We start from the raw sequence: 20,827 nt of genomic DNA, 5'->3' as shown, positions 1-20,827 counted from the left end.
GATGACGAATATGAAGCCTTTACTGGAAATCAACGACCTTCACGTCTCTTTCCACGTCCGTGGCGGCGAGGTGAAGGCAGTACGCGGCATTAATTTTCATGTGAATCAAGGCGAAGCTGTGGCAATCGTAGGTGAATCCGGATGTGGCAAGAGTGTAACGGCACAATCGATTTTGCGGCTGCTGCCAAGCCCACCTAGCAAGGTGAAGCAAGGCGAGATACGCTTCAAGGGAAATGATCTGCTGAAGCTGAAAGAACGTGACATGCAATCGATTCGCGGCAAGGACATCGGCATGATCTTCCAAGATCCAATGACTTCATTAAATCCGACGATGACGATAGGTCGACAGATTACTGAGGTATTAATGAAGCATCAACAGATGACTGCTGCACAAGCGAAGGCGCGGGCTATCGAGATGCTGTCTATAGTTGGCATTCCGAATCCAGCTTCCCGCTTCCAGCAATACCCGCATGAATTCTCGGGCGGAATGCGCCAGCGCGCGATGATTGCCATCGCACTTGCCTGCAAACCATCCCTGCTAATCGCAGATGAACCGACTACAGCGCTTGACGTAACTATACAAGCTCAAATCTTGCGCGTTATGAAGCAGCTGCAGCAAGAGATGGGCACATCCATTATATTAATTACACATGATCTCGGAATTGTCGCTGATCTATGCGACCGAGTCATTGTTATGTATGCTGGTAAAATCGTTGAGACCGGCACGAAATGGGATATATTCAAAAATCCACAGCATCCTTATACGAAGGGCTTGCTCCGTTCCTTGCCTCGTCTGGATCAGAAGAAGGATGAGCCGCTTATTCCGATTTACGGCACACCGCCAGATCTGATTAAGCCGCCAGCAGGGTGCGGGTTCTGCGCTCGCTGCAATGAAGCGATGGAAGTCTGCATGTCCTACGATCCGGAAGTGACGAAGGTAGGCGATTCGCATCAAGCGAAATGCTGGCTTCTCCATCCGTTGGCGCAGGAGGTGGCTCGATGAGCAGAGAGGCATTGCTTGAAGTACAGGGATTGAAGAAGTATTTCAATCTAGGCCACGGCAATATATTAAAAGCGGTTAACGATGTCAGCTTCACCATCCATAAGGGTGAGACCCTCGGTATGGTTGGTGAATCCGGCTGCGGAAAGTCCACTGTAGGACGAACTGTCCTGCGCCTTTACGAGCCGACAGGCGGCAAGACAATCTACAATGGAACGAATATTTACAGCCTGAAGCGCAAGCAGATGGCAGCGATGCGCCGTGAAATGCAGATGATCTTCCAAGATCCGTACGCTTCGCTTAATCCGCGGCTCACTATCTCTGATATTATTGGAGAAGCTATCGATATTCACAAGCTAGCTGCGAGCCGCGCAGAAAAGAAGAAGCAGATCGAAGATCTCCTTGATCTTGTTGGCTTGAATCCAGATCACGCTACTCGCTATCCGCATGAATTCTCAGGCGGCCAACGACAGCGTATCGGCATCGCTCGCGCGCTTGCCGTAGATCCGAAGCTCATTATTTGTGACGAGCCGATCTCCGCGCTTGATGTATCCATCCAAGCACAAGTCGTTAACTTGCTGAAGGATCTTCAGGTTCGACTTGGACTCACCTATTTGTTCATCGCCCATGATTTGTCCATGGTCAGGCATATTAGCGATCGCGTGGCCGTCATGTACCTGGGCAAAATGGTTGAACTGACTGATAGTGACACGCTCTACAATGAGCCGCTTCATCCTTATACGCAAGCGCTCATGTCCGCCATTCCCGTGCCCGATCCAGATATCGAGGCGCAGAAGGAGCGAATTGTGTTAAGCGGTGAACTCCCAAGTCCAATCAATCCACCGAGTGGTTGTCATTTCCGTACGAGATGCCCCGCGGCAACTGAGCGGTGTGCGGCTGCTGCTCCGGAATTCCGTGAAGCTAAGCCTGGTCATTATGTAGCCTGCCATCTCGTTTAGGATGTATCCAATTATTTCAGACCTAGCAATAAAGGCAGAGAAGAGAACCAGGAGACGTTCCTCCTATCTCTACTCTGCCTTTTTCATGTCGTTTCCAAGCTATCTTGGAAGTGACGTATGCCTCTTACTTAATCAAACTTCACTAACAATGAGTGATGACACACAGTCTGCAAGTCCCGATATATTTGATTGATTGGCGCATCCTCCATAACTGCATGGATGCCCAAGTACGGGAAAAGCGCATTGGCCGATGATAAGGCTGATTGTCCAGCTTCCTTACACCGAAGTGATACTTCCTGTACATCCGTGTCCGTGAGTACCTTGCCTTGTGTATGTTCGTTCCACGATTGCTCGATAGCGTGATAGAACGCTCTTACCGCTTCCGTCAGCAATTCGTTCTGAATGATGATTTTATTCGATATAGAATCATAACGGTCCACCGAAGCATTCTCCCATGCAGTTCGATTCCGCTCCGCAATATTTCGTGCCTCTTCCAGGAAGTGCATTGCCAGCCCTATGCTTACAGCAGCGAACGAGGCTTCTGCAAATGGCAGGAACGGATAGCTGTATATCGGGTTATCGTAAAGACCATTTGGCTCCATAATGCTAAAGGTTCGTTCATCAGGTACAAATACATCATGTACGACAATGGAATGACTTTCCGTAGCTTTTAGTCCAAAAGCATTCCAATCCTTTACGATCTCAACATCATCTGGCCAGAACACGAACGAACGAATGTCTGCTTCCGCTTCAGGTACATTTGTAGATTCCTCTGTAGACATCTCTTCAGATTCCACTCCAGTATCCGATTCGCCATGCTTTTGAACCACACAATTGGCGGTGAACACAGTCGCATATGTGGAGCCGCTGCAGAACTTCCAGCGCCCATTCACCCGGTATCCGCCCTCAACCTTCACAGCCGTTCCGCTTGGATGCCCCGATCCTGCTACAACCGCTTCCTTCCTCGTATAAGCATCCTTCGCCACTTCTGGCGTCATAAATGGTGCAAAGAAGCCGCCTCCAGAGCCAATCGTTACGAGCCAGCCGAAGCTACCATTAATCCAGGACGTATGCTCGAACCATTTCAACGCTTCGGGAAGTTCTGTCATATTCCCCTGTAATTCAACTGGTACGAACAGCTTGAACAATCCACGCTCATAAATCCATTGCAGCAGCTGCTGCGGAAGCTTCCCCTCTCGCTCAATGGACAATGCCTGATCTCGAATGATGCGAATTTCTTCATCGGTAAAATGATTCATCGGTAACACGCTCCCACTCTTATCAACGTATGGATAAATGCAAATCTATCTATTTATCCATTATAGTACACGTTTACAAGATAAGGCGGAGACGAATCATATCTACGCAAGGAATTCCATTCTCTTCGATCGGTTCATCATAGTGAATGACGAAGAAATCGGTATCGATTCCGCAAATACGGAAGCCGCATTTCTGATATAAACCGAGCTGTGACAGACTGGAGTTCCCAGTGCCTACCTCCAGCACTTGATAACCAAGCTCACGAGCGCACTGAATGGCATACTGTACAAGCTGCTTGCCATAGCCCTTGCCCTGCCACTCTTCTGCAACAGCCACATTCACAAGCTCAAGGGTGTGGGGGCGCGTCGGAAGCAGAAGTACAGCTCCAATCGTCTCTCCATTCACATTCAATGTATAACCGATACTGCGATGCAAGTATTGATTCACGGCAGCTTCTTCCGGATCAGCAAGCAGCAGCAAATCTAGTGGGATGTTACGAGTTTCCGTAGGAATAATGAGTGCTTCCAAGATGATTATCCTCCTCTAAGCTGTCTCTCACTTCTCACCTGCATGGTTGAATCAAGTGAATGACAGAGTTTGTGTGTGGATTCATGAGCATGCAACTTACGCCATCTGACCATATTCCTGGGCATACGCACCATGCTGTAAATAATGCTTGTATAGGTGGAAAAACACACGTATTCCCCCATAAAAGTTAGTGTCATGCTCACTCTTGCGTATTAAATAAACTGTATCCTCTATCGAAGGTACTTGCCCTTTCTGACACATCCGTTCATACTCTACAAAGTCGACTTCGAACAACCCTTTCTTCTCGCCTGCCTCCGTAGCGTAAGCGTATAATGCCGTGGAACCTTCCAACTGCTTTAATTGATAATGTATCGTTGAAGCCATTGCAAATCACCTACTTATGTATAATGTAGTATCTGTCCCGCTTCCCGTGTGTGGTGAGCAATTGTTCACAACGGAGTAGTCGGATCCTACCTGTTATATCGACAGTTGTCCCCATTCCATAGCGATTTCCGTATGCGGTTCTCCGCCAATCTCAATTTCTTTCTCGCCGACGATTAATGCACCGGTACAACGATAAAATTGAAGAGCACGATTCCCTTTCAAAACCCATACCAACATATTCGTATGTCCGAATGACTTCGAATGCTCCATCACGTGTGAAACCAGCTTGCTGCCGAGCCCTTGTCCTTGAACGGTCGACAGCAAGTAGAGTGCATATAATTCTGCTCGATCAGGAAATTGTTCGCTCCGGCTTGGACCGCCCATCACAAAGCCTGCGATTTCCCCAGTATCCTGTACTGCGACATAAATACACTTGTCATCTGTCAAATGTCCGATCGCATGTTCCCACATATTTTGTCTAGCTTGTACAGATAATCCAGACAAATAAGTATCTGATACAATCCCTTGATAGGTAGTGCGCCAGCTGTCGACATGAACACGCGCAATACCAGGCGCATCGCCAGCCATCGCTTTTCGAATTTGCAATTGACACCCTCCTCTACAGGTGAGTTCATCATCGATATATTCAATACACTTCAACAGAAAGTCCTACCTTGGATAAGAAATGCTGCATCCATTACAATGGACACAGAGGGATTGCCTCCAACAGCAATCCCTTCCACGTATGGCCCATCAATTGGTACGGTTCAAGCATGATAAAATATTCAAAGTCAGGTGCCATGCTTCCAAGAACTAGCCCGGTCACACTTAAGTATTGCGGCGCAAGACGCTGAACAGGTGTAGCATACAGTGGATGTGCGAAGGTAAAAGGCATGATTATCTGCTGCCCTTCTCCGATTTCTTCATTGCATATAGATCCTCTTCAATGCCAGCCATACGCTGCTCCAACATCGCACGCGCATCCTCGATGGCCTGATTATATAGGTAGGGCTCGAACATCTTCAGTAGATAGTCAACTAGCTCCTCTGCCTCGAACATGCCCAGGGATTCTCCACGCTCTGTCTCAAAATACTGCTTCAAATCCTCTATCCATTTTTCCTTCTGCTCTCTAGGCAGCGTCTTTACATTCATGATGTCCCTCCTAAGTTGCTAAGTCGCTTGTTTACTTCCTTATATCGATGAACTTATTATAGACGACCTGCGAATTCAACAGACAGCGAGTTGAAATACTCCATTTTCTCATCAATAAAATCATCGCCCGAATCGACGCTTCCGACAATATGCAAATCATGGAGACATAGTCCCATTAACCACAACTGACGTGCAGCAACGAATACGGGAACTGCTCGAATATCGTCTTCGTTAAGTTGACGTACAGACTGATAGCCCTCTAGGAATGCATCCCACAACTCTGACAGCTTTCCAGGATCATTGCCTAAACGCACCTCTCGAGCCAAGCGAAATTCTGCTATATCATAAGCGCGGTAGCCATAACCGCACAAGTCAAAGTCATAATGAGTATACGTCTGATCGTCGATGTAACTAATATTGGTATTTCCATGCAAATCCCCGTGGCACACTCCCCAATCCAGCGCTGAGAACTGTGTAATTTGCTCCTTCAATGCGCTGCCAACGGCCATCAACTTCTGAACATCTTCGGGCCTATGCTGAATTCGGTCAGCAATCACCTGCAGCGGCTTATCGATTAGATAATTCTGATCCATTACAGGACGCTCATATGAACTTGTAAACGTATCTGCTGCACTGTGCAGCTGCGCTACTGCTTGTCCGAACAATCGGCTAATTTCGGCATTGTCGATTGAGCGTTCTTCTCCCACAGCATAGGTGAACAGGACGCCAAATCGAATACCTTCAGGTGCTTGGAGCGGATGAACACGTTCCCCATTCAATGCCGTAATCGGTGAGGATACGGATATCCCCTCAGCTTGTAGATGTAGAAGGAAATCCATCTCAAATTCAACCGCTGCCTGGTGTCTTCTCCAATCTCCACGATATACACGGAAAATATACAGGGCGTCATCGCCATGCACCTTATAGGTATCGTTCATTCCGCGCAGCAAAAATTCAACCCGCTGAACCTTGCCTACAGCATAATTCTCTTCTATCCATCCCCTAAGTGCTTGCTCGCATAATGTAGAATATACAACTGGAAAATACAATTTGACCCCATCCTTTTCATGTCTGACTGACATGATCTCTTTTTACGTTCCCTTTTCAAATTGCGCAATGTGAGTACAGCAGCGATAAGGAGCAGGAAAAGTGTGAGCGCATACATAACAAATTGCTGTTGGATCCTATCCGCCACTCACCATAAGATCGCAATAAGAATCCTCCATACGAAAAGGTAACATCAACCAAATTGCCAGGTACATATCTTAGACGCAGCAGGCATGGAAAAAGTTTCAGCGCACACCCAGCCCTTGGTCAAATGAGAGATGGAATTGGCTTGCGGCAGACTATAATACTGCATACCAGTACGGAAACATTTCAACTTTTAAGTAGGGACTTTAGATGGGGTCAAGTAATGCGGTTTGCGAACAAGTGCTATAAAGAAATAGAGAAGACTGATATCAGTCTTCTCTCATGGCACAAGCAATTGCTGCATCATTATAAAGTCCTCTTTACTTCGTCTAACTAATGGGTGTTCCTTCACTTCATGAACGAGTCGGGAAGCTTCTTTCACAGCTGTGCTGTATTGATCATGGGTAATGCGTCCCCACTCCAGAGCTTCTTCCAGCTCATCTTCATCCAAGAGGAAGATATGGCCCGATGGCAGCAGCACAACATCTAAGTATAAGTCGTCGAAATAGGGGATGCCCCGATCATCCGTTCCGACCGGTTCACAAACATCCACGTACCACTGCATGACCTCCCCCTGTTCATCAAATACAGTCGTAATGGAATAATGCTTATGCAGGGGGAAATATTGCATCCAGCAATATCCTGTATCTACGAGCTTTATTCTCTTCCCGTCCATTGTCACTGTTAACGGCTGCCGCACCGCATTGAATTTAATCAGAGAGATGTAGCCTGTAAATTCGGGAGAATCTACTTCAGTTAGCGCGAACTGCTTGGACAAAATCCGTTTCCAATCGTAGCGATCTGCGTGTTTTCTCTTCATGTGGCAACCTTCCTCAGCTCGGATGCCGTCTCTTTATTTCCCATTTGTCGAGCACTGCAGTTCGTCACCTGTATCTGCAGACAGACAAGAGAGGCCCAGCTTCAAATTTCCTTTGCTACGATTATACCTTACTCGCAAGCGTTCGGCATGTGATATATTGTCATATCTCCTTATTTTCCGCGAGATGACCAGCTTATGTCGAGCAGAGACACATCATCCTCCAGCATTTCTCCATTTCGATGCTCCAGCTTGTGGCGAAGCAGTTCGTCTGCAGGCGGATACGGCAGGCTGTCCAATTCGGATAACCCGTCGGTATACACCATCAGCCGAAAGGGTGCATTGCCTTCAATATGGTGGTGCAAGGTATGAGCTCTTCCGCCGATGAGACCACGATAGACTGACCACCGTTCTCCACTTGAGCTGGAAGTCTCGAACAGATTGCAGCTTTCTTGTCCATGCTGCCATAACCGACGTCGCCCGTCCCCATGCCATGCAAGCCATATTCGACTATACGGCTCTGCTTCATCCGTTCCATCAGTGCCATCGATTCGCCCGCAGGTGAACATCGCCTCGCTGCCGATTCGTTTCTTGTCTTCCAATACTTCCTTCACAAGTGGAGGGAGTCCCGAGGGAATCGGCAGTCCAGACATTTGCTCAGCTGCTGCATCACGTAGAGAATCCAGATAAGCATGCAAAGACTCGGCATTCAATTCAGACTGAACAGCAATCCAGTCCAATAGATGGGCACCTAGAAACCTCGCAGCAAAATCTCCTTGGTAGCTCAAACTAACCCCATCGCATAATACAAAGCTGAGCGAACCACCATCTATGCGAAAGGCCAAATAATCTTGATTGTTATCCTTATATTGCGCCGTCTCTCCCGCTCGTGCGTAAGCAAATCTACAGCGAAAAGAGGATTGCTCGATCGTCATTAACGGCTGATCCACCTGTTGGGAACAACGGTAGTGAAAGGATGTCAGACTCAATCGGATTCACCCTGCCTTTCTTACGTAATCCAAGCTGTATCGTTGTACAATAGGCATACGGAGATTGAATAGCTTCCTGCAATCTCTCCTCATTGTGAAATCCCTTCGTTAGGAATCAATTAACGCACAGGAGTAGCGGCAGACATTTGGAATCCGATCGAGACCAGCTCTGGACAATTTCCGGGCAGCATCATGTAGGCTCCTGATGAGAGGTGATAATCCGCCTCCACCAACATCTCACGATAGCTTTCCGGCAAGATCGAAGACATGCTTCGCAGCTTCTGTGCATGTTCATCGGTAAGAACGGTATCCTGCACGATTCCCTTCCACCTGCGGGGTTCTTCAATTGGTGTATCCAACATGTGATCCGTAATAAATATATTCTCGATAAGCACATTGCCGTCCGGCACACTCATTTGCATAATCCGCCTAGCAATTGGCGCTGGATCATCCCCGGTAGCAACTCCGTCCGTCATATGGCAAATAAGCGGAGCAGGACAGTCCTGCATATGAGGCAGCTCGGCCTCCAGCAGTCTCTCTGCCTGAAGGAACGCCTTGGCTGCATCAGAGAAGCGAACCGGCGTCAAATCAGGTAATGCCCCCATGCTTGCAATCTCGTCAATTCCCTTGATGCCATTCAGCACATCATAGACATCGTCACTGTAGGCCAATATTGCAATGCGATAGCGCGGTGTCAGACGATTTCCCTTCGTAGAACGGAATACCATCTGTCGAATCGCTTGGGATAATGCGTCATATACTACATCGATTCGCCGTCTTCCGGCCATCGTCATATTCATGGAAGCACTGATATCAATTAAATAGATGAGAAGTGCAGGCGTGCGCTGTGAAGCCTGTATCGTGTAGTTCATCCGTCCAATTCACCTCATAGCATGTTATTTCAATCGTGCCTGATCCGCGCTAAATGTCTGGCAGCATATAGGACGTATCATTCAAGAACTTATAAATATGTCCGGCCCTCGTCCCCACCTTGCCTACATTTTTGAAGTAGTCTGGATCCTTTTCATACCGTTCTGTAAACTCTAATGCATACTTTGAAGCATTATTCACATTATTTCTTGATAGTGCATTATACGCCTTATTGTAAGAGGCAATCAGCAGTACCACATCACGACTGCGAATCTTCTTTAATTGAGCAGCTTTCTCCGCAGCCTGTGCGGCCTGTGCCGCTTCCAGCCGTTTGCGCTCCTGCTCGCGAGCCTGTTCCATTCTTGTCTGTTCATCCCGCTTCTTCTTCCACTCCACATACTTCTCATATTGCTCTTGTTGATCATACTGGGCCTGCAGGCGTTTCCGCTCCGCACCCTTCTTCTTCTGTTCCTCCAGCTTCTTGATGCGCTGCTGTTCCTCTATGCGCTTCTGCTCATCTTCCTTGCGTTGCTGTTCCTCTTGCTTGCGCGCTTCCTCCTTGCGCTGTTCTTCCTCACGAAGCCGTTTTGCTTCTTCCTGCTTCCGTTCCTCTTCCGCCTTCAACTGTTGAGTCTTTGCGTCAAGCAGCGCTTGTTCTTCCGCAGCCTTCTTAACCGCATCTTCGTTCATCTGATTCATCACAAAAGCTCCACAGCCAAGCAATAGGAGTGCTGACGCTACACTAATGATCGCAATCGCTCGCTTCCCTAGCTTGACCTTAGACCGTGGCATTTGATCTGCTTCCCTTGCAAGCTTCTGCTCCAAGTCTTGAATCGCCGCAGCCAGCTCAATATGCATCGGACTTTCCTTCTCAACAAAATGATGAGCCGATCGGTACACTTCCAAGGCACTTTGCAGTTGATTTTGCTCTTCTAGTTCTCTTGCCTGCCGGAACAGGCGATTGACCACATCCGGATCAACATCAGCCCGAGCAGGAATAAGGGGGGCGGATACTGCATCGGGTTGTACAGCAGAATTCTTTGTGCACCCTTCCGCCTCTTTATCTATCGCTTTATCCTCTGAACGCTGCTCATGAATCGCTTGCGTTCCTTCTGGCGCATTCTGCTGCTTAACGTCCATAACGATCTGTTCTTCCTCGTCTACGCCATTAAGCACAATCAACCATTCACCAAAGGTCGGACAACTGCTCAAATCCTGGCTTTCCCAAGCGCGTGAGAACAGATCCGATACTTTGCTGCCATATCGTTCTGTTAATACATGCTTCAATCCCTCATAGCGCTCGCAGGAGGTTTGCATTTCACGTTGGTCGAAATAGCTCTCGCCCCATGCCTTATCCACGATCTGCTGAGATGACCAACCAAGCATCTCTGCAAGAAGAATGCTGCCTGCGAATCGATCTGCATATGCACTCCACATCCCTGTCAGCAGCGCACGATGTGCAGCATATCCTGGAGAGCCACTGAACAGCACATCCGGTCGATCCATCTTAGGACTATAGAGCTGCTCCACATCTACCAGTTCAATCGATGATGCCTTCGAACTCTGCTTAACTTCCGAGAAAAACGGAAGCATGACATTCGGCGCAGACAAATCGCAATGTGCCAGACCTCGCTGCTCCATACCGGAGCATACTCGTGCGAGCGATTTGGCAATCTGCAGGCTGTCTTGGCGTGTCAGCCGATTATGTTCTGCAACGATATCCAGCCACGTCGGGCCATGTATCCACGGCATTACCACTGCATAGAGCAAATCCGTGCTCTTCTGGATAAGTCCTCCGTTTTTCTCAGGGGTCAATACGTTCCGACTGCACACGCTTAGTCCTGGAAGCTCACTATAGGTATCGAGCAGCTCAGATTGATATACCATCGCAGGGATACGATACTTCGGATGGAACACTTTGAGCGCCTTTGCCTCTACAGCATCTCCTCGGGTTGGAAGCAGCTGATAGATGACACCCTGTCTGCCAGCCTGCGCATATACGAGGCCAGGAGCTGCCGGATGTTCGCCGAACCGATATTCGATATCTTGAATAATGATCGTATCTCCTGATTGTGGCTGAAATGACATAATTCCTATCCTCCCGAGATGATGCATCTGTATGATGTAAGAAAAACCGGGAGTGTCTTACGCCCGGCTTCCTCTTCGTATTCAAGTAAGAATTGAACGATTAGCGCTGTTCATCCACAGAGCGGAACTTCTGCGCAATAGCCTTCAATTCTTCGCTAATTGTGTTCAAGGTTTGAACGAAGGATTGCATCTGCTTGCTTGCTTCTTGGAATTCTTGGAAGAAGCGCTGTTTCGTCATCCCTTCCCATTGACCTTCCATTCCTTGAATAGCTTGTGTCAGGGTAGCTACGATCTGTTGACTCTGATCTCCACCCTGCTTGAATTGATTCGACACTTGATCAACCTGTTCCGGTGTAATTAAAATGCGACCTGCCATGTTTGTTCCTCCTTTTGGTAGACATAGACATTTGAACGACAAATAAATTATGCAAATATTTCTATTAATAATTGTACATGAAATCTATTACAAATTTAAAAGAGTCTGCAGTCCTAATTCTAAAATGTGGACTCCTGAGCCTGAGGAACGCTCTGAAGTACGAGTTGGAACTGCTCTTCTTCCACATCGGTATAGCCAACGTGGACAATCATTTCAATGTCTTCCTGATTGAACAAATAGGAGTAGTTCTCATCAATATACCCTTCAGGATATATGACTCCCAAATAGTCGAACAAACGGTTCGTAGTGATCTGCAGCTGCTTGCGGCCATATATCATTAATTTTTTGCTTCCTTCATGCAGCAGTACGATAGAGCCGAGTGGAAGCAATGCATCCTCTCCATTCCCAACATGTTGTTGTTCAGTCTGATTCCCCATAATTCATCCTTCCCTTTCTACTCTTGCATCCTACAATTCTTATCGAAGCTGCACACGCGATGCGACGAGCTGATCATATTAACCAATATACAAATAACATGAGCAGTATTCTGATCCTACAGAGCGATAAATAAATATCATAATATAGTTCCTATGTCATAAATTAGGTTAGTCTATTAGCCCCGTTTTAATAGCTTCAACTAGGCAGTAGTTTACCTACTGAACCGAACATATCTGAAACCTTATTCACGACTTTGCCAGCAGCCTTCGTTGCACCGCTCTTCACCGCTTTAACGCCATCTTGAACAGCATCAGTTGCCACTTTCGTTCCGCTCGCAACGGTATCAGTCACGGTATCCACCACAGTGTCAACGGCATCAACCGCATGGGTCTTGATAGACTTGCCATTAATGGTTACCTCCGTAACCATAGAGATAGCAGCTCCTGTTGCTAACCCTACTCCTGCCCCTACAATAGTGCCGGCAACAGGAACGACTGAACCTACCCAGGCTCCCACGGCAGCACTCGCTGCCATGGTACCTACTCCGATTGATCCATTCACAACAGTACTGGCAGCTGCACGACTAGGGCCACCCTTCTCGTAATCCGTCATGACTGCGGTACCTGTATCGTATGCAAGCCCCGCATATCCAAGCTTGGCACTCCATCCCTTGATAGAGAGCGATTCCTTTGCTGCAACTACTGGATCAACGAATTTCCACACATTTGCATGATTCGCTGCATTCGATGCCGCATATCTCGTTCCTTGAATCCCCTCAGACAGTGCGAATTTCGATCTTGCACCACTGATTGTCACGTAGCCGTCTCCACGAACATTCACATTGAACCCGCTCTTCGCCATATTGATCATGCGGTATCCGTCTTTGCCATAGCCATACATTTCAGGAGTCGTTGGCTTCCAATTCCAACCGCCTGAACCTTTATCCTCTTGTGTGCCAATCGCCCGAACAACCGCATTTGGGTTCGATATGGCGCCTACCTGTGTCCCTAGAGCAGGGATAATCAGTGATGCCCCCCCAATCCCTATCGTTGAATATAATGACGCCGCCGAACCGATTTGATAGGCATGGCCTAGAATCGGGTGCGCTTGCTGATCAGCTGATTGAAACTGATCCGCCTTGGACTGAAGCTGCTGGCTTAAATCAAACAAAAGCGTATGTATTTGAGCCGATAACCGAGAAGCTTGCTGCCATTTTTCTCCGATCGCAGCCTTAATAGAAACCTCCCACTCCAGCGTCTGCAGAGAACGTTCCAATGACGATTGAATCGCATTTAATTGCTCCGCTGTTGCCTGCAACTGACGGCTCCCCTGACGAAGCGCATCCGGCGTTACGATAATGCGCACGATGTCACCTTCCTTCTTCTATAGAATGCTGGCGTTCCCACTCGATTAACAGGCCTTCAAGTTGTTCCTTTGTTGTTAATGTGGCAGTCAGCCAATCCTCATCACCTTTGGAGCTTTGCCGAATAAGCCAATTGCGGGAACCTCCGACGAGAAAAGCTGCTCCCTGCACATCCCAGCTTTTCTCATTCCACACAAGAAACAAGAGCTCCCCTTCTGCGGTACGATGCTTCAGCGAATGCGCCAGGGCCATTGCTCCCGCTTCCTCTCCATCGAAGGTCATTAGCTGACTAGTCATTTGCTCTACGGTAAGCTCAGCCGCATGCTCATAGAGTTTATGGAAATGCCTCTTGGACAACATAACAGCAGCTATCTCGCTTTCCTGCTGATCAGCCCAGTTCATGCGGTTCACAATGACGGAACACGCCTCATTCGTCGAGTCATATTCTCGAAAGGAGCAAATTTCTGGTTGGAGCCGCTTCTGTGCTCGTTCGATGACTAATTCATTCGTAAAATGAAAATAGCCTTCGTATACTTCGCGATTAGGCCCCTCATCTGCTGCATTTGAAATCCGAACCCAGCAGGAGCGATTTGCCAATCCCGTTACCGCTACCGTTGAATAGACGTGAGATGGCATAGCCAGCTCTCTGCCTCCAGGCTCTTCCGTTAAGTATCCCTTGCGCAGCAGCGCAGCTTTGACCTTATTCCATTCTTCTGCAATTTCCTCAGTTAGATAGCCCCGAAATGGATCCTCAATCCCAAGCAAGCGATCAGATCCAATGATTCCAGCAAGAAAATACAATTCTTTTACGTGAAGCTCAATACCACTTCTGCCATCTTGCGCTTGTAGATATGGTTCGTTACTCGTCACCAATGTGTCCACCCCCCATCAGACCCGCACTTTCCAACGTTTATGTATAAGTGTTGTCCATGCGGCCGGAGTCCATATTTCATCGTAGGGTATTGCTGTCTTTATTTTTGTAAATTTACGTCTAACAAAATATCCTTGACCAGGAGGAAGCACCTTCGACCCACTAGGACCAGAAGACTGCGACTCTGAGATCGGGATTCGGAAGAAGGACAGATCATTCGCATCAATCGTCCCAAATAAAAATCCAGCTTGCGATGCTTTGACATCGTTAAACCAGTCCACCCCGAAGGTTGGAAAATCAGACGGAACCCCTGCCAATACGAGATGTACCCCTTTATCCCGACCTTGGCGTACGATCGCAGACAGTTGATCTTTGACCGTGTAATCTGTGAGCTGCTTGCACAGCATATCTGCATCATCCATAACCAGCAGTAGGATTGGATCCCCTCCATCCTTACTCCGGGACGAGACCTGATCATATACTTGCTGAATGAATCCAGGAATTCGCTCTTCCTCTGTTACAATCTCCCTTACATGAGGCAAGTCTCTTAGCGAAGCAACGCCATTGTCCCCATATCGAACATCAATCGCATAGATATGCAAACGTTCTGGAGACATATGATAAGCCAAAGACAGCATCCAGCTCGTAAGGAATGAGGTCTTGCCGCTCTCCATAGGACTTGCGACGACGAAGTGAGGACCTTCCTTCAAATTGACCAGATATGGCTCCAAATCATCTGTGCGCACGCCAACAGGCACGGGTTGCAACCGTTCCGAGCATTGCAGCTGCTCCGCTTCTATGATCTCGCTTTCCTCGTATGAATCGTCGTGCAGCTTCAGCAGTTCACTAAGACGCACACGCTCAGGCAAGCTGCGAATGAGTGGGGCTGCAGCCCCTTGCCAGGAATTGTGCATCAATCGAATCTGTGAACGCAACTGAAGAACACGTTCTACATCATTGTTCCCATCCGCAGGATAAGCAGTCTGGAATTCGATCGGTACCCCGTTATGCTTAATGAGTCCGCGACCTGCCTGCAGCCGCGCCGGCGTTCTAGCCGGTCTGCCCACAGCAAAGTAATAGTCGCTTGGATCAGCTAATTCATACGAAATCGCATTCGATATATTGCTACGGAATTTGTCAAAAATATCGGTTACGCGATTGGCTGTAATCACGAATGAAATGGCCAAGCTGCCGCCTTCTCGAAGCAAATATTCCAAACATTCATTCTCATCCGGATAGGAAGTTCGGAAATTCAAATACCCGTCAATGATAACAACAATATTCGGCACCGATAGCTGTGTTACCTGCCGATAAGAAGCAATCGTCTTGACGCCGGCTTCGGACAACATCTCTGTTCGTTCCTTCACCTTCGCAAGAAGATAGCGGAACAGCCGCTTGAGTCTATCTTCATCCTCACCTGCAATTACCGCGCCCACATGAGGCAAGTCAGCATAATCCTTCAGCATACGCCCCATATCCACAACATAGCCGTGCCAGACATCAGGTTCATACTGCTCAGCGAGAGACATGAGAAGTGTCTGTACAAATGTTGTCTTTCCCGTTCCCGGCATTCCGTATACTGCCCAATGTTCATGATCCATTTCGATGCCAAGCGGCTCCTGCCGTTGGTTCATGACGTCATCCAGCAAGCCTACAATTGGTTGTATTCCCTTAAAATCACCGGGAACACCTGACAACGTCCGTGTACGCTTGAATAATTCACTGCGACCTAGCTCTTGTGGCAGCGGGGCGAGCCATGGCCCTTGCAATCGATTAATTTCCTCACAACATGCCGCCTCGGCAACAGCATCAATGAATACTTGAAGCTGCTTCAGCTGATCTTGCTCATCATAGGCCGACAATAGTGTATCACTAGGCAGCAAAGCCTCCATCTTCCCGTTCAGGCGAACCTCGCTCACTTCAATTCGCAGCGGCTGACCTTCCTGACGCTTTACCAGATAAGGTGCACCGCTCCATGCGAATTGCATCTCCTCGAACACTTCGTCACTGCCCACCTGAAAATACCCGCGCCCCGGATGCGTAATCCAAGCTGCATTCGGAATTTTGAGCATATCCCGACTATCGCCTTCACTCTGAACACGAAGGCAGATGCGGAATCGTGTATTGCTCCATATCTTCTCATCCACTACCCCGGCAGGCTTCTGAGTCGCCAGCAGCAAGTGAACACCTAATGTACGTCCAATAGCTGCTATACTGATCAACTCATCCATGAATTCTGGCTGTTCCTTCTTAAGCTGAGCAAATTCATCAATGATGATGATCAAGTGAGGCAGCGGATTCTGATAGCGAAGCGGCGACTTGTAATACTCGTCAATATGCTGCATGTTTCCCGCATCATTCAAAATGTGTTGTCTGCGAATCAGCTCAGCACGAAGCGATACCTGTGCACGTTCGATCAGGCTCTCGTCTAGATTCGTAATGGTTCCTACGACATGAGGAAGTTTCTCGAACGTATTAGACATTCCTCCGCCCTTGTAGTCGATCAGCATGAAGGCCACATCATGAGGGTGGTATTCAGCTGCCAGTGAAGCAATTAGCGACTGAATAACCTCACTTTTGCCTGAGCCTGTTGTTCCTGCGAGAAGTCCATGTGGACCATGTCCCTTGCGTTCAATCTTGTCATGGAGATTCAAGGACACCAGCTTGCCACCAGCACGCACACCTACGGGCACTGGCAATGTATCTGGATATCGATTTCGATTCCAGCGTTCCACCAACTTCAATTGCTCAACTTGTTCTACACCGAACATATCGAACAACGTTAGAACGGGTGGAAGATCTGAAGCAGCAGAACGCTTCAAGCGAATCGGCGCCATATATCTTGCCAGCGTATCGATCTTGTCAGCAGATAAATGATCCATTTGGAAGGAATGCTGAACGATCCCCTCCTGATCCGTTTTTTGCGTAGATACAGCAGTATCTGCACCGACTTCTACAATAAGGCGGCATTGCATCGGAAGCCGCTCCTTGCGATCAGACAGCACTAGGGTACAGCTGTCCACTCGGCTCGCTTCTTCTAATAGAAGAGGATATAGCGGCTCTTCCTCGATCATTTGGCTATCCTGCAGCAGAACAACATAAATGGGAAGCTGCTTCTTCTTCTCGCCGGTCGTCTGGAAACTCTTGCGACGATTTAGAATTCCATACAATTGATCAGCCAATTGATGTGCCGTACTACGCCGATCAGCCAAATAACGCTGTGTGCGATCATCATTCCATGTATGCGGAAGCCATCGCAGCCAGCCCCAATTCTCTGCTTCCTGCTCATCGTAGAGCGCAGCTAGCTTCACCTCATCAGGCGAATGCCTTGTCGTCAGCTGAGCAATCACAATCCGTACTGCTTCCATAACGGAAGCTTTGTCTCCAACGATTCCGACTACCTTCGACTCATACAACGGCAATGTAATTGGAACCTCATCTACTGTCCGAGAATCCTGTTCGAGCTTATGAGCCGCCTCGATAAGTGGATCCTTCTCGTAGCCATCGGTTCGCGGAGTAATGATTGGCATATAAAAAGGCACTTCTCCGGTGCCAATGCGAACATCCATAAAATCAACATCAAAAGGCCCGCGTTCCCACAGGCTGCTGTTGCGATTTTTCACAATTTGATGGCACACATCTGGATCACCATGAATCGCATACATCGCTGCTCGCTGCTCATGTTGCTTCTCGATAATCTCCAGGCGATGCTTCTCCAATTGAGCCAGATACATCTGACTTCGTTCCGCCTGCTTGCGCACGTACTGTCTTTTGTTGCTCAAATACAAGAAAAATGGAAGCGTATAGGACATAAGCATCATCGAGATGGTAATCATTTGAAACATCATATAGTTACTATTGCCCATCTTCCCTGACATGGACATATATATGTAGAATCCGATACTGACCAAGGTCATCACAATCGGAATAATCAGTGTAACGATAGAGAACGTCGGACGCGACGGTTCAGCAGGAGGCCGTAATATCTCAAGCTTCTCCTCTGGTAATTCCGGCTTAATGCGAGGCGATCTCTGATACATCACGTTCACATTGAACAACTCCTCGTCTCGTTCCTCTTGTCACGACTACTCAGTATGTTCATCAGCCTCATCGAGTTGGAACAATGCTCGGCGACCAAACGATGGTGCTGAATCTGTAGTCGTGGAGAACGCTCGCTGTACGCGAATGTATGCCCCTTCACGGACACCTGCCTCCAGCAAACGCTGCTGCTCAGGAACAGTACTCCATAATCCTTCTGGCTGCTTGACTTCCAAAATATATTGCATATGATTCTTCGGTGGTTCTCCGAATAGCTTCAGTCCAAGTATTGCCTTCAACTGAACTACTGTACAATCATCCGCTACATCAATATCGAACCACTCACGGCCTTGTCTTCCAAAAGAGACGGTAAGTATCATAAGCTAAGGCACCTTTCACACCAGCACGTAGTGATAAGTCAACTCTAGCACCATTTGACTATTATTGTCAATTTATGTGAAATCACACTCTATTAATTCGTTATTCCTACCAAATTTACTCCAAATCTATTACTTCTCTGTTTAGTATATATTGGGATCACACAATTACAATAAGCCCAAAGACGGGGTTTAACCCCAGAATATCCCTCAAATAGACTGGTATTAGAGATTCATAGTGTACCTCTCTTAGTGTTGATATTGTGCAATTAACTGCTTCGCCTTCTGCTGAATCAACTCTATAATCTCTGGAGGTTCGATGACATGCGCATCTGTCCCCATTCCAAACAGAATGTCCGCCAAATAGCCTACTTCAGTCGCCGCGATCACGTGATTGATCACACCCGTTCCATCTTCGCGCACAGTCAGCGACTTATCCAACCATGGATCGGTTTGACATTTCCGAACCCCAAGCTTCGTCAATTCCACATAAATGGCAACAACATCGTCCTTCAGTTGGGGAGGCTCGAACCACTCTTCCAAGCTCATTAGCTCTAACATAGGTACCGTATGCTGCTCAACCTCGTTCACCTCAAGCATGCAATCCGCACGGAACAACCGATACCCTTTCCGCTCCATACAGTAGGCTGGGCAATACCAATAGCCATTATGGGCATATATGCCGATTGGGACGATATCGCGCAATTCCTCTCCTCTGATGGAAGCATAACGGATCTGGATCACCTTATTGTCGAGCGAAGCATGCAGCAATTGCTGCAAATGCGGTATATCCTGTTCACGAGGAGGAACCCAAAATCGTACACAGAGCTTCATCGCGTCGATTTGCTGTTGTGTATGTGGAGACAGCACCTGATAGAACTTCGATAACGCTCTCGTGGCATCCTTGCCAAATGGGATTGTCTTATATTCTTGCAGCAGCTGAACGGCGAAAAAGACAGCAAACGCCTCCTGCTCCAGAAATGTCAGCGGCGGAAGCAGCTTCTCCTTCAACAAACGAAACCCGCCCCTGGGTCCATACTCCGTATATAGAGGAACACCAAGCTCTTCTAATTGGCGCAAATCCCGCAATATTGTCCGTACGGATACACCACTTTCTTCCGCCAGCTCACGCGCGGTAAACTGCTGCTTCTTGTTCACGATCATCATCAACTCAATGAGTCGCTGGGATTTGTTCATGCCCAAGACTCCCCCCCTCCCCCTATCGTAAAACGATTTCATAACTATGACATGATTTGTCATGGTTAGATAGTACAGTATGAGCAGTACGAGATACAAGGAGGAAATAGAATGATACGTAAAATGGAATGTGCCGCATTATATACTGCCAACATAGAGGAATCCGTTGCTGTCTACACCGCAATCGGGTTAAAAGAGAGTTGGACGATCACACGCCCGCTTCCAAATGGGGAACCATGGACAATTGTGGGGTTGTCTTTCCCAGATGAACGCAGCTCAGAGCTTGTGCTGCAGAACAACCCTGAGTTGAAAGAAATCGATATCGAACTTCTCGTTGATGATGTACGAGAGACGTATGCGAAACTGCAAGAACGGACTGATATTCATTGGATTCGAGAACCGTTCCCTACCGAATCTGGACACGTTGCCGTCATGGAAGCTCCAGATCACAACGTGTTCGTTCTAGTTGGCAAATAGTGAAGAATATTGAGGATGGGATTGCGGTGTACATACGACTGGCAAAATGGGAAGAAACGAGCGCAATTACGCATTTCTTCAATGAAAGAATAGATCTGCACCATGATGGGTTGACAAGCGGAGAGCTTCGCTGTCCAGATGGGGTTGCTGCTGCAATAAGACGCAAGCAGCTGCTTGTCGCCGTCATCGGCCTGCGCTTGGCTGGAGCATTGCGGTTCTACCCTCGCAAAGGGAGTGAGCGCATCTCTCTCTATCAATTTGCTGTAGCGGAACCGTTCAGGGGGCAGCATCTATTGCGACAAATGCTGGATACCTTAGCTCCTCATCCGATAGAATCAGCCTGCCCTATTCAGTCCAGCTTCAATGGATACTATGAGCATAATGGATGGAAGCTGGAAGGTTCGAGTGCAACCCGCAATCGTTGGGTTCTCTACGTCTAGATGAACAAGGAG

Annotated in this window: 22 protein-coding genes; 4 read left to right on the top strand and 18 right to left on the bottom strand. The window is 47.9% G+C overall.

Annotated elements, in window-relative coordinates:
* Positions 1 to 10: 10 nt before the first annotated feature.
* Together PBN151_RS04155 and PBN151_RS04150 are read left to right on the top strand one after the other, a co-directional pair.
* Positions 11 to 1,003, top strand: coding sequence for an ABC transporter ATP-binding protein (locus PBN151_RS04155; protein ID WP_072727836.1), 993 nt, complete (start codon positions 11 to 13; stop codon positions 1,001 to 1,003).
* A complete protein-coding gene (locus PBN151_RS04150) occupies positions 1,000 to 1,959 on the top strand; it encodes an ABC transporter ATP-binding protein (protein ID WP_072727835.1) in 960 nt (319 codons plus the stop codon). The genes PBN151_RS04155 and PBN151_RS04150 overlap by 4 nt, the downstream gene beginning before the upstream one ends.
* A 128-nt stretch (positions 1,960 to 2,087) precedes the next feature.
* Here the strand turns inward: PBN151_RS04150 and PBN151_RS04145 are convergent, their stop codons facing one another.
* From PBN151_RS04145 to PBN151_RS04060, 18 genes are all read right to left on the bottom strand, one after another.
* Entirely contained in the window at positions 2,088 to 3,218 is a 1,131-nt protein-coding gene (locus PBN151_RS04145) for an acyl-CoA dehydrogenase family protein (RefSeq protein ID WP_072727834.1), read from the bottom strand.
* Positions 3,219 to 3,291: 73 nt separating this feature from the next.
* Entirely contained in the window at positions 3,292 to 3,747 is a 456-nt protein-coding gene (locus tag PBN151_RS04140; protein WP_072727833.1) for a GNAT family N-acetyltransferase, read from the bottom strand.
* Positions 3,748 to 3,843: 96 nt separating this feature from the next.
* Positions 3,844 to 4,131 (bottom strand): hypothetical protein, encoded by a 288-nt coding sequence (locus PBN151_RS04135; protein WP_072727832.1) that lies wholly within the window; start codon positions 4,129 to 4,131, stop codon positions 3,844 to 3,846.
* Positions 4,132 to 4,224: 93 nt separating this feature from the next.
* The gene (locus tag PBN151_RS04130) at positions 4,225 to 4,737 is read right to left on the bottom strand and encodes a GNAT family N-acetyltransferase (RefSeq protein ID WP_072727831.1); all 513 of its coding nucleotides are present in this window, start codon (positions 4,735 to 4,737) and stop codon (positions 4,225 to 4,227) included.
* Positions 4,738 to 4,828: 91 nt separating this feature from the next.
* On the bottom strand, positions 4,829 to 5,026 hold the full coding sequence (locus tag PBN151_RS04125; protein ID WP_072727830.1) for a DUF4184 family protein: 198 nt from the start codon (positions 5,024 to 5,026) through the stop codon (positions 4,829 to 4,831).
* 2 nt (positions 5,027 to 5,028) lie between these two features.
* Positions 5,029 to 5,283, bottom strand: coding sequence for a DUF2164 domain-containing protein (locus tag PBN151_RS04120; protein WP_072727829.1), 255 nt, complete (start codon positions 5,281 to 5,283; stop codon positions 5,029 to 5,031).
* 56 nt (positions 5,284 to 5,339) lie between these two features.
* On the bottom strand, positions 5,340 to 6,365 hold the full coding sequence (locus tag PBN151_RS04115) for a phosphotransferase (RefSeq protein ID WP_072727828.1): 1,026 nt from the start codon (positions 6,363 to 6,365) through the stop codon (positions 5,340 to 5,342).
* Between the two features lie 389 nt (positions 6,366 to 6,754).
* The gene (locus PBN151_RS04110; RefSeq protein ID WP_072727827.1) at positions 6,755 to 7,294 is read right to left on the bottom strand and encodes a DUF402 domain-containing protein; all 540 of its coding nucleotides are present in this window, start codon (positions 7,292 to 7,294) and stop codon (positions 6,755 to 6,757) included.
* Positions 7,295 to 7,464: 170 nt separating this feature from the next.
* On the bottom strand, positions 7,465 to 8,280 hold the full coding sequence (locus tag PBN151_RS04105; RefSeq protein ID WP_139295272.1) for a hypothetical protein: 816 nt from the start codon (positions 8,278 to 8,280) through the stop codon (positions 7,465 to 7,467).
* Positions 8,281 to 8,399: 119 nt separating this feature from the next.
* Positions 8,400 to 9,152 (bottom strand): vWA domain-containing protein, encoded by a 753-nt coding sequence (locus tag PBN151_RS04100; protein WP_021261879.1) that lies wholly within the window; start codon positions 9,150 to 9,152, stop codon positions 8,400 to 8,402.
* Between the two features lie 49 nt (positions 9,153 to 9,201).
* Positions 9,202 to 11,238, bottom strand: a complete 2,037-nt coding sequence (locus PBN151_RS04095; protein ID WP_072727825.1) for a hypothetical protein — start codon at positions 11,236 to 11,238, stop codon at positions 9,202 to 9,204.
* Between the two features lie 100 nt (positions 11,239 to 11,338).
* Positions 11,339 to 11,614 (bottom strand): WXG100 family type VII secretion target, encoded by a 276-nt coding sequence (locus PBN151_RS04090; RefSeq protein WP_021253116.1) that lies wholly within the window; start codon positions 11,612 to 11,614, stop codon positions 11,339 to 11,341.
* Positions 11,615 to 11,733: 119 nt separating this feature from the next.
* On the bottom strand, positions 11,734 to 12,051 hold the full coding sequence (locus PBN151_RS04085) for a DUF4176 domain-containing protein (RefSeq protein ID WP_021253117.1): 318 nt from the start codon (positions 12,049 to 12,051) through the stop codon (positions 11,734 to 11,736).
* A 196-nt stretch (positions 12,052 to 12,247) separates the two neighbouring features.
* A complete protein-coding gene (locus PBN151_RS04080) occupies positions 12,248 to 13,417 on the bottom strand; it encodes a WXG100 family type VII secretion target (protein ID WP_072727824.1) in 1,170 nt (389 codons plus the stop codon).
* A 4-nt stretch (positions 13,418 to 13,421) separates the two neighbouring features.
* Positions 13,422 to 14,285, bottom strand: coding sequence for a hypothetical protein (locus PBN151_RS04075; RefSeq protein WP_083545032.1), 864 nt, complete (start codon positions 14,283 to 14,285; stop codon positions 13,422 to 13,424).
* An 18-nt stretch (positions 14,286 to 14,303) separates the two neighbouring features.
* Positions 14,304 to 18,335: a type VII secretion protein EssC gene (gene essC, locus PBN151_RS04070; RefSeq protein ID WP_072727823.1), complete on the bottom strand. Its 4,032-nt coding sequence runs from the start codon at positions 18,333 to 18,335 to the stop codon at positions 14,304 to 14,306.
* A gap of 36 nt (positions 18,336 to 18,371) precedes the next feature.
* Positions 18,372 to 18,704 (bottom strand): hypothetical protein, encoded by a 333-nt coding sequence (locus PBN151_RS04065; RefSeq protein ID WP_021253121.1) that lies wholly within the window; start codon positions 18,702 to 18,704, stop codon positions 18,372 to 18,374.
* Between the two features lie 246 nt (positions 18,705 to 18,950).
* Entirely contained in the window at positions 18,951 to 19,898 is a 948-nt protein-coding gene (locus tag PBN151_RS04060; RefSeq protein WP_072728477.1) for a helix-turn-helix transcriptional regulator, read from the bottom strand.
* A 111-nt stretch (positions 19,899 to 20,009) separates the two neighbouring features.
* On the opposite strand from PBN151_RS04060, the gene PBN151_RS04055 reads away from it, so the two are divergent.
* The gene (locus PBN151_RS04055; protein WP_072727822.1) at positions 20,010 to 20,375 is read left to right on the top strand and encodes a VOC family protein; all 366 of its coding nucleotides are present in this window, start codon (positions 20,010 to 20,012) and stop codon (positions 20,373 to 20,375) included.
* A 26-nt stretch (positions 20,376 to 20,401) separates the two neighbouring features.
* The gene (locus PBN151_RS04050; RefSeq protein WP_072727821.1) at positions 20,402 to 20,815 is read left to right on the top strand and encodes a GNAT family N-acetyltransferase; all 414 of its coding nucleotides are present in this window, start codon (positions 20,402 to 20,404) and stop codon (positions 20,813 to 20,815) included.
* Positions 20,816 to 20,827 lie beyond the last annotated feature (12 nt).

Origin of the sequence: Paenibacillus sp. NAIST15-1, assembly GCF_001894745.1 — a bacterium.
Lineage (GTDB): Bacteria > Bacillota > Bacilli > Paenibacillales > Paenibacillaceae > Paenibacillus_B > Paenibacillus_B suaedae.
The sequence above is the reverse complement of the archived record's forward strand: the minus strand, read 5'-3'. Positions and strand labels throughout refer to the sequence as shown.

What these genes read in the sequence shown, in the direction of transcription:
- PBN151_RS04120 (WP_072727829.1), bottom strand. Translation starts at nt 5,283, where the DNA reads ATGAATGTAAAGACGCTGCCTAGAGAGCAGAAGGAAAAATGGATAGAG.
- PBN151_RS04090 (WP_021253116.1), bottom strand. Translation starts at nt 11,614, where the DNA reads ATGGCAGGTCGCATTTTAATTACACCGGAACAGGTTGATCAAGTGTCG.
- PBN151_RS04155 (WP_072727836.1), top strand. Translation starts at nt 11, where the DNA reads ATGAAGCCTTTACTGGAAATCAACGACCTTCACGTCTCTTTCCACGTC.
- PBN151_RS04115 (WP_072727828.1), bottom strand. Translation starts at nt 6,365, where the DNA reads ATGTCAGTCAGACATGAAAAGGATGGGGTCAAATTGTATTTTCCAGTT.
- PBN151_RS04060 (WP_072728477.1), bottom strand. Translation starts at nt 19,898, where the DNA reads ATGAACAAATCCCAGCGACTCATTGAGTTGATGATGATCGTGAACAAG.
- PBN151_RS04150 (WP_072727835.1), top strand. Translation starts at nt 1,000, where the DNA reads ATGAGCAGAGAGGCATTGCTTGAAGTACAGGGATTGAAGAAGTATTTC.
- PBN151_RS04145 (WP_072727834.1), bottom strand. Translation starts at nt 3,218, where the DNA reads ATGAATCATTTTACCGATGAAGAAATTCGCATCATTCGAGATCAGGCA.
- PBN151_RS04055 (WP_072727822.1), top strand. Translation starts at nt 20,010, where the DNA reads ATGATACGTAAAATGGAATGTGCCGCATTATATACTGCCAACATAGAG.
- PBN151_RS04125 (WP_072727830.1), bottom strand. Translation starts at nt 5,026, where the DNA reads ATGCCTTTTACCTTCGCACATCCACTGTATGCTACACCTGTTCAGCGT.
- PBN151_RS04065 (WP_021253121.1), bottom strand. Translation starts at nt 18,704, where the DNA reads ATGATACTTACCGTCTCTTTTGGAAGACAAGGCCGTGAGTGGTTCGAT.
- PBN151_RS04100 (WP_021261879.1), bottom strand. Translation starts at nt 9,152, where the DNA reads ATGAACTACACGATACAGGCTTCACAGCGCACGCCTGCACTTCTCATC.
- PBN151_RS04095 (WP_072727825.1), bottom strand. Translation starts at nt 11,238, where the DNA reads ATGTCATTTCAGCCACAATCAGGAGATACGATCATTATTCAAGATATC.
- PBN151_RS04110 (WP_072727827.1), bottom strand. Translation starts at nt 7,294, where the DNA reads ATGAAGAGAAAACACGCAGATCGCTACGATTGGAAACGGATTTTGTCC.
- PBN151_RS04135 (WP_072727832.1), bottom strand. Translation starts at nt 4,131, where the DNA reads ATGGCTTCAACGATACATTATCAATTAAAGCAGTTGGAAGGTTCCACG.
- PBN151_RS04085 (WP_021253117.1), bottom strand. Translation starts at nt 12,051, where the DNA reads ATGGGGAATCAGACTGAACAACAACATGTTGGGAATGGAGAGGATGCA.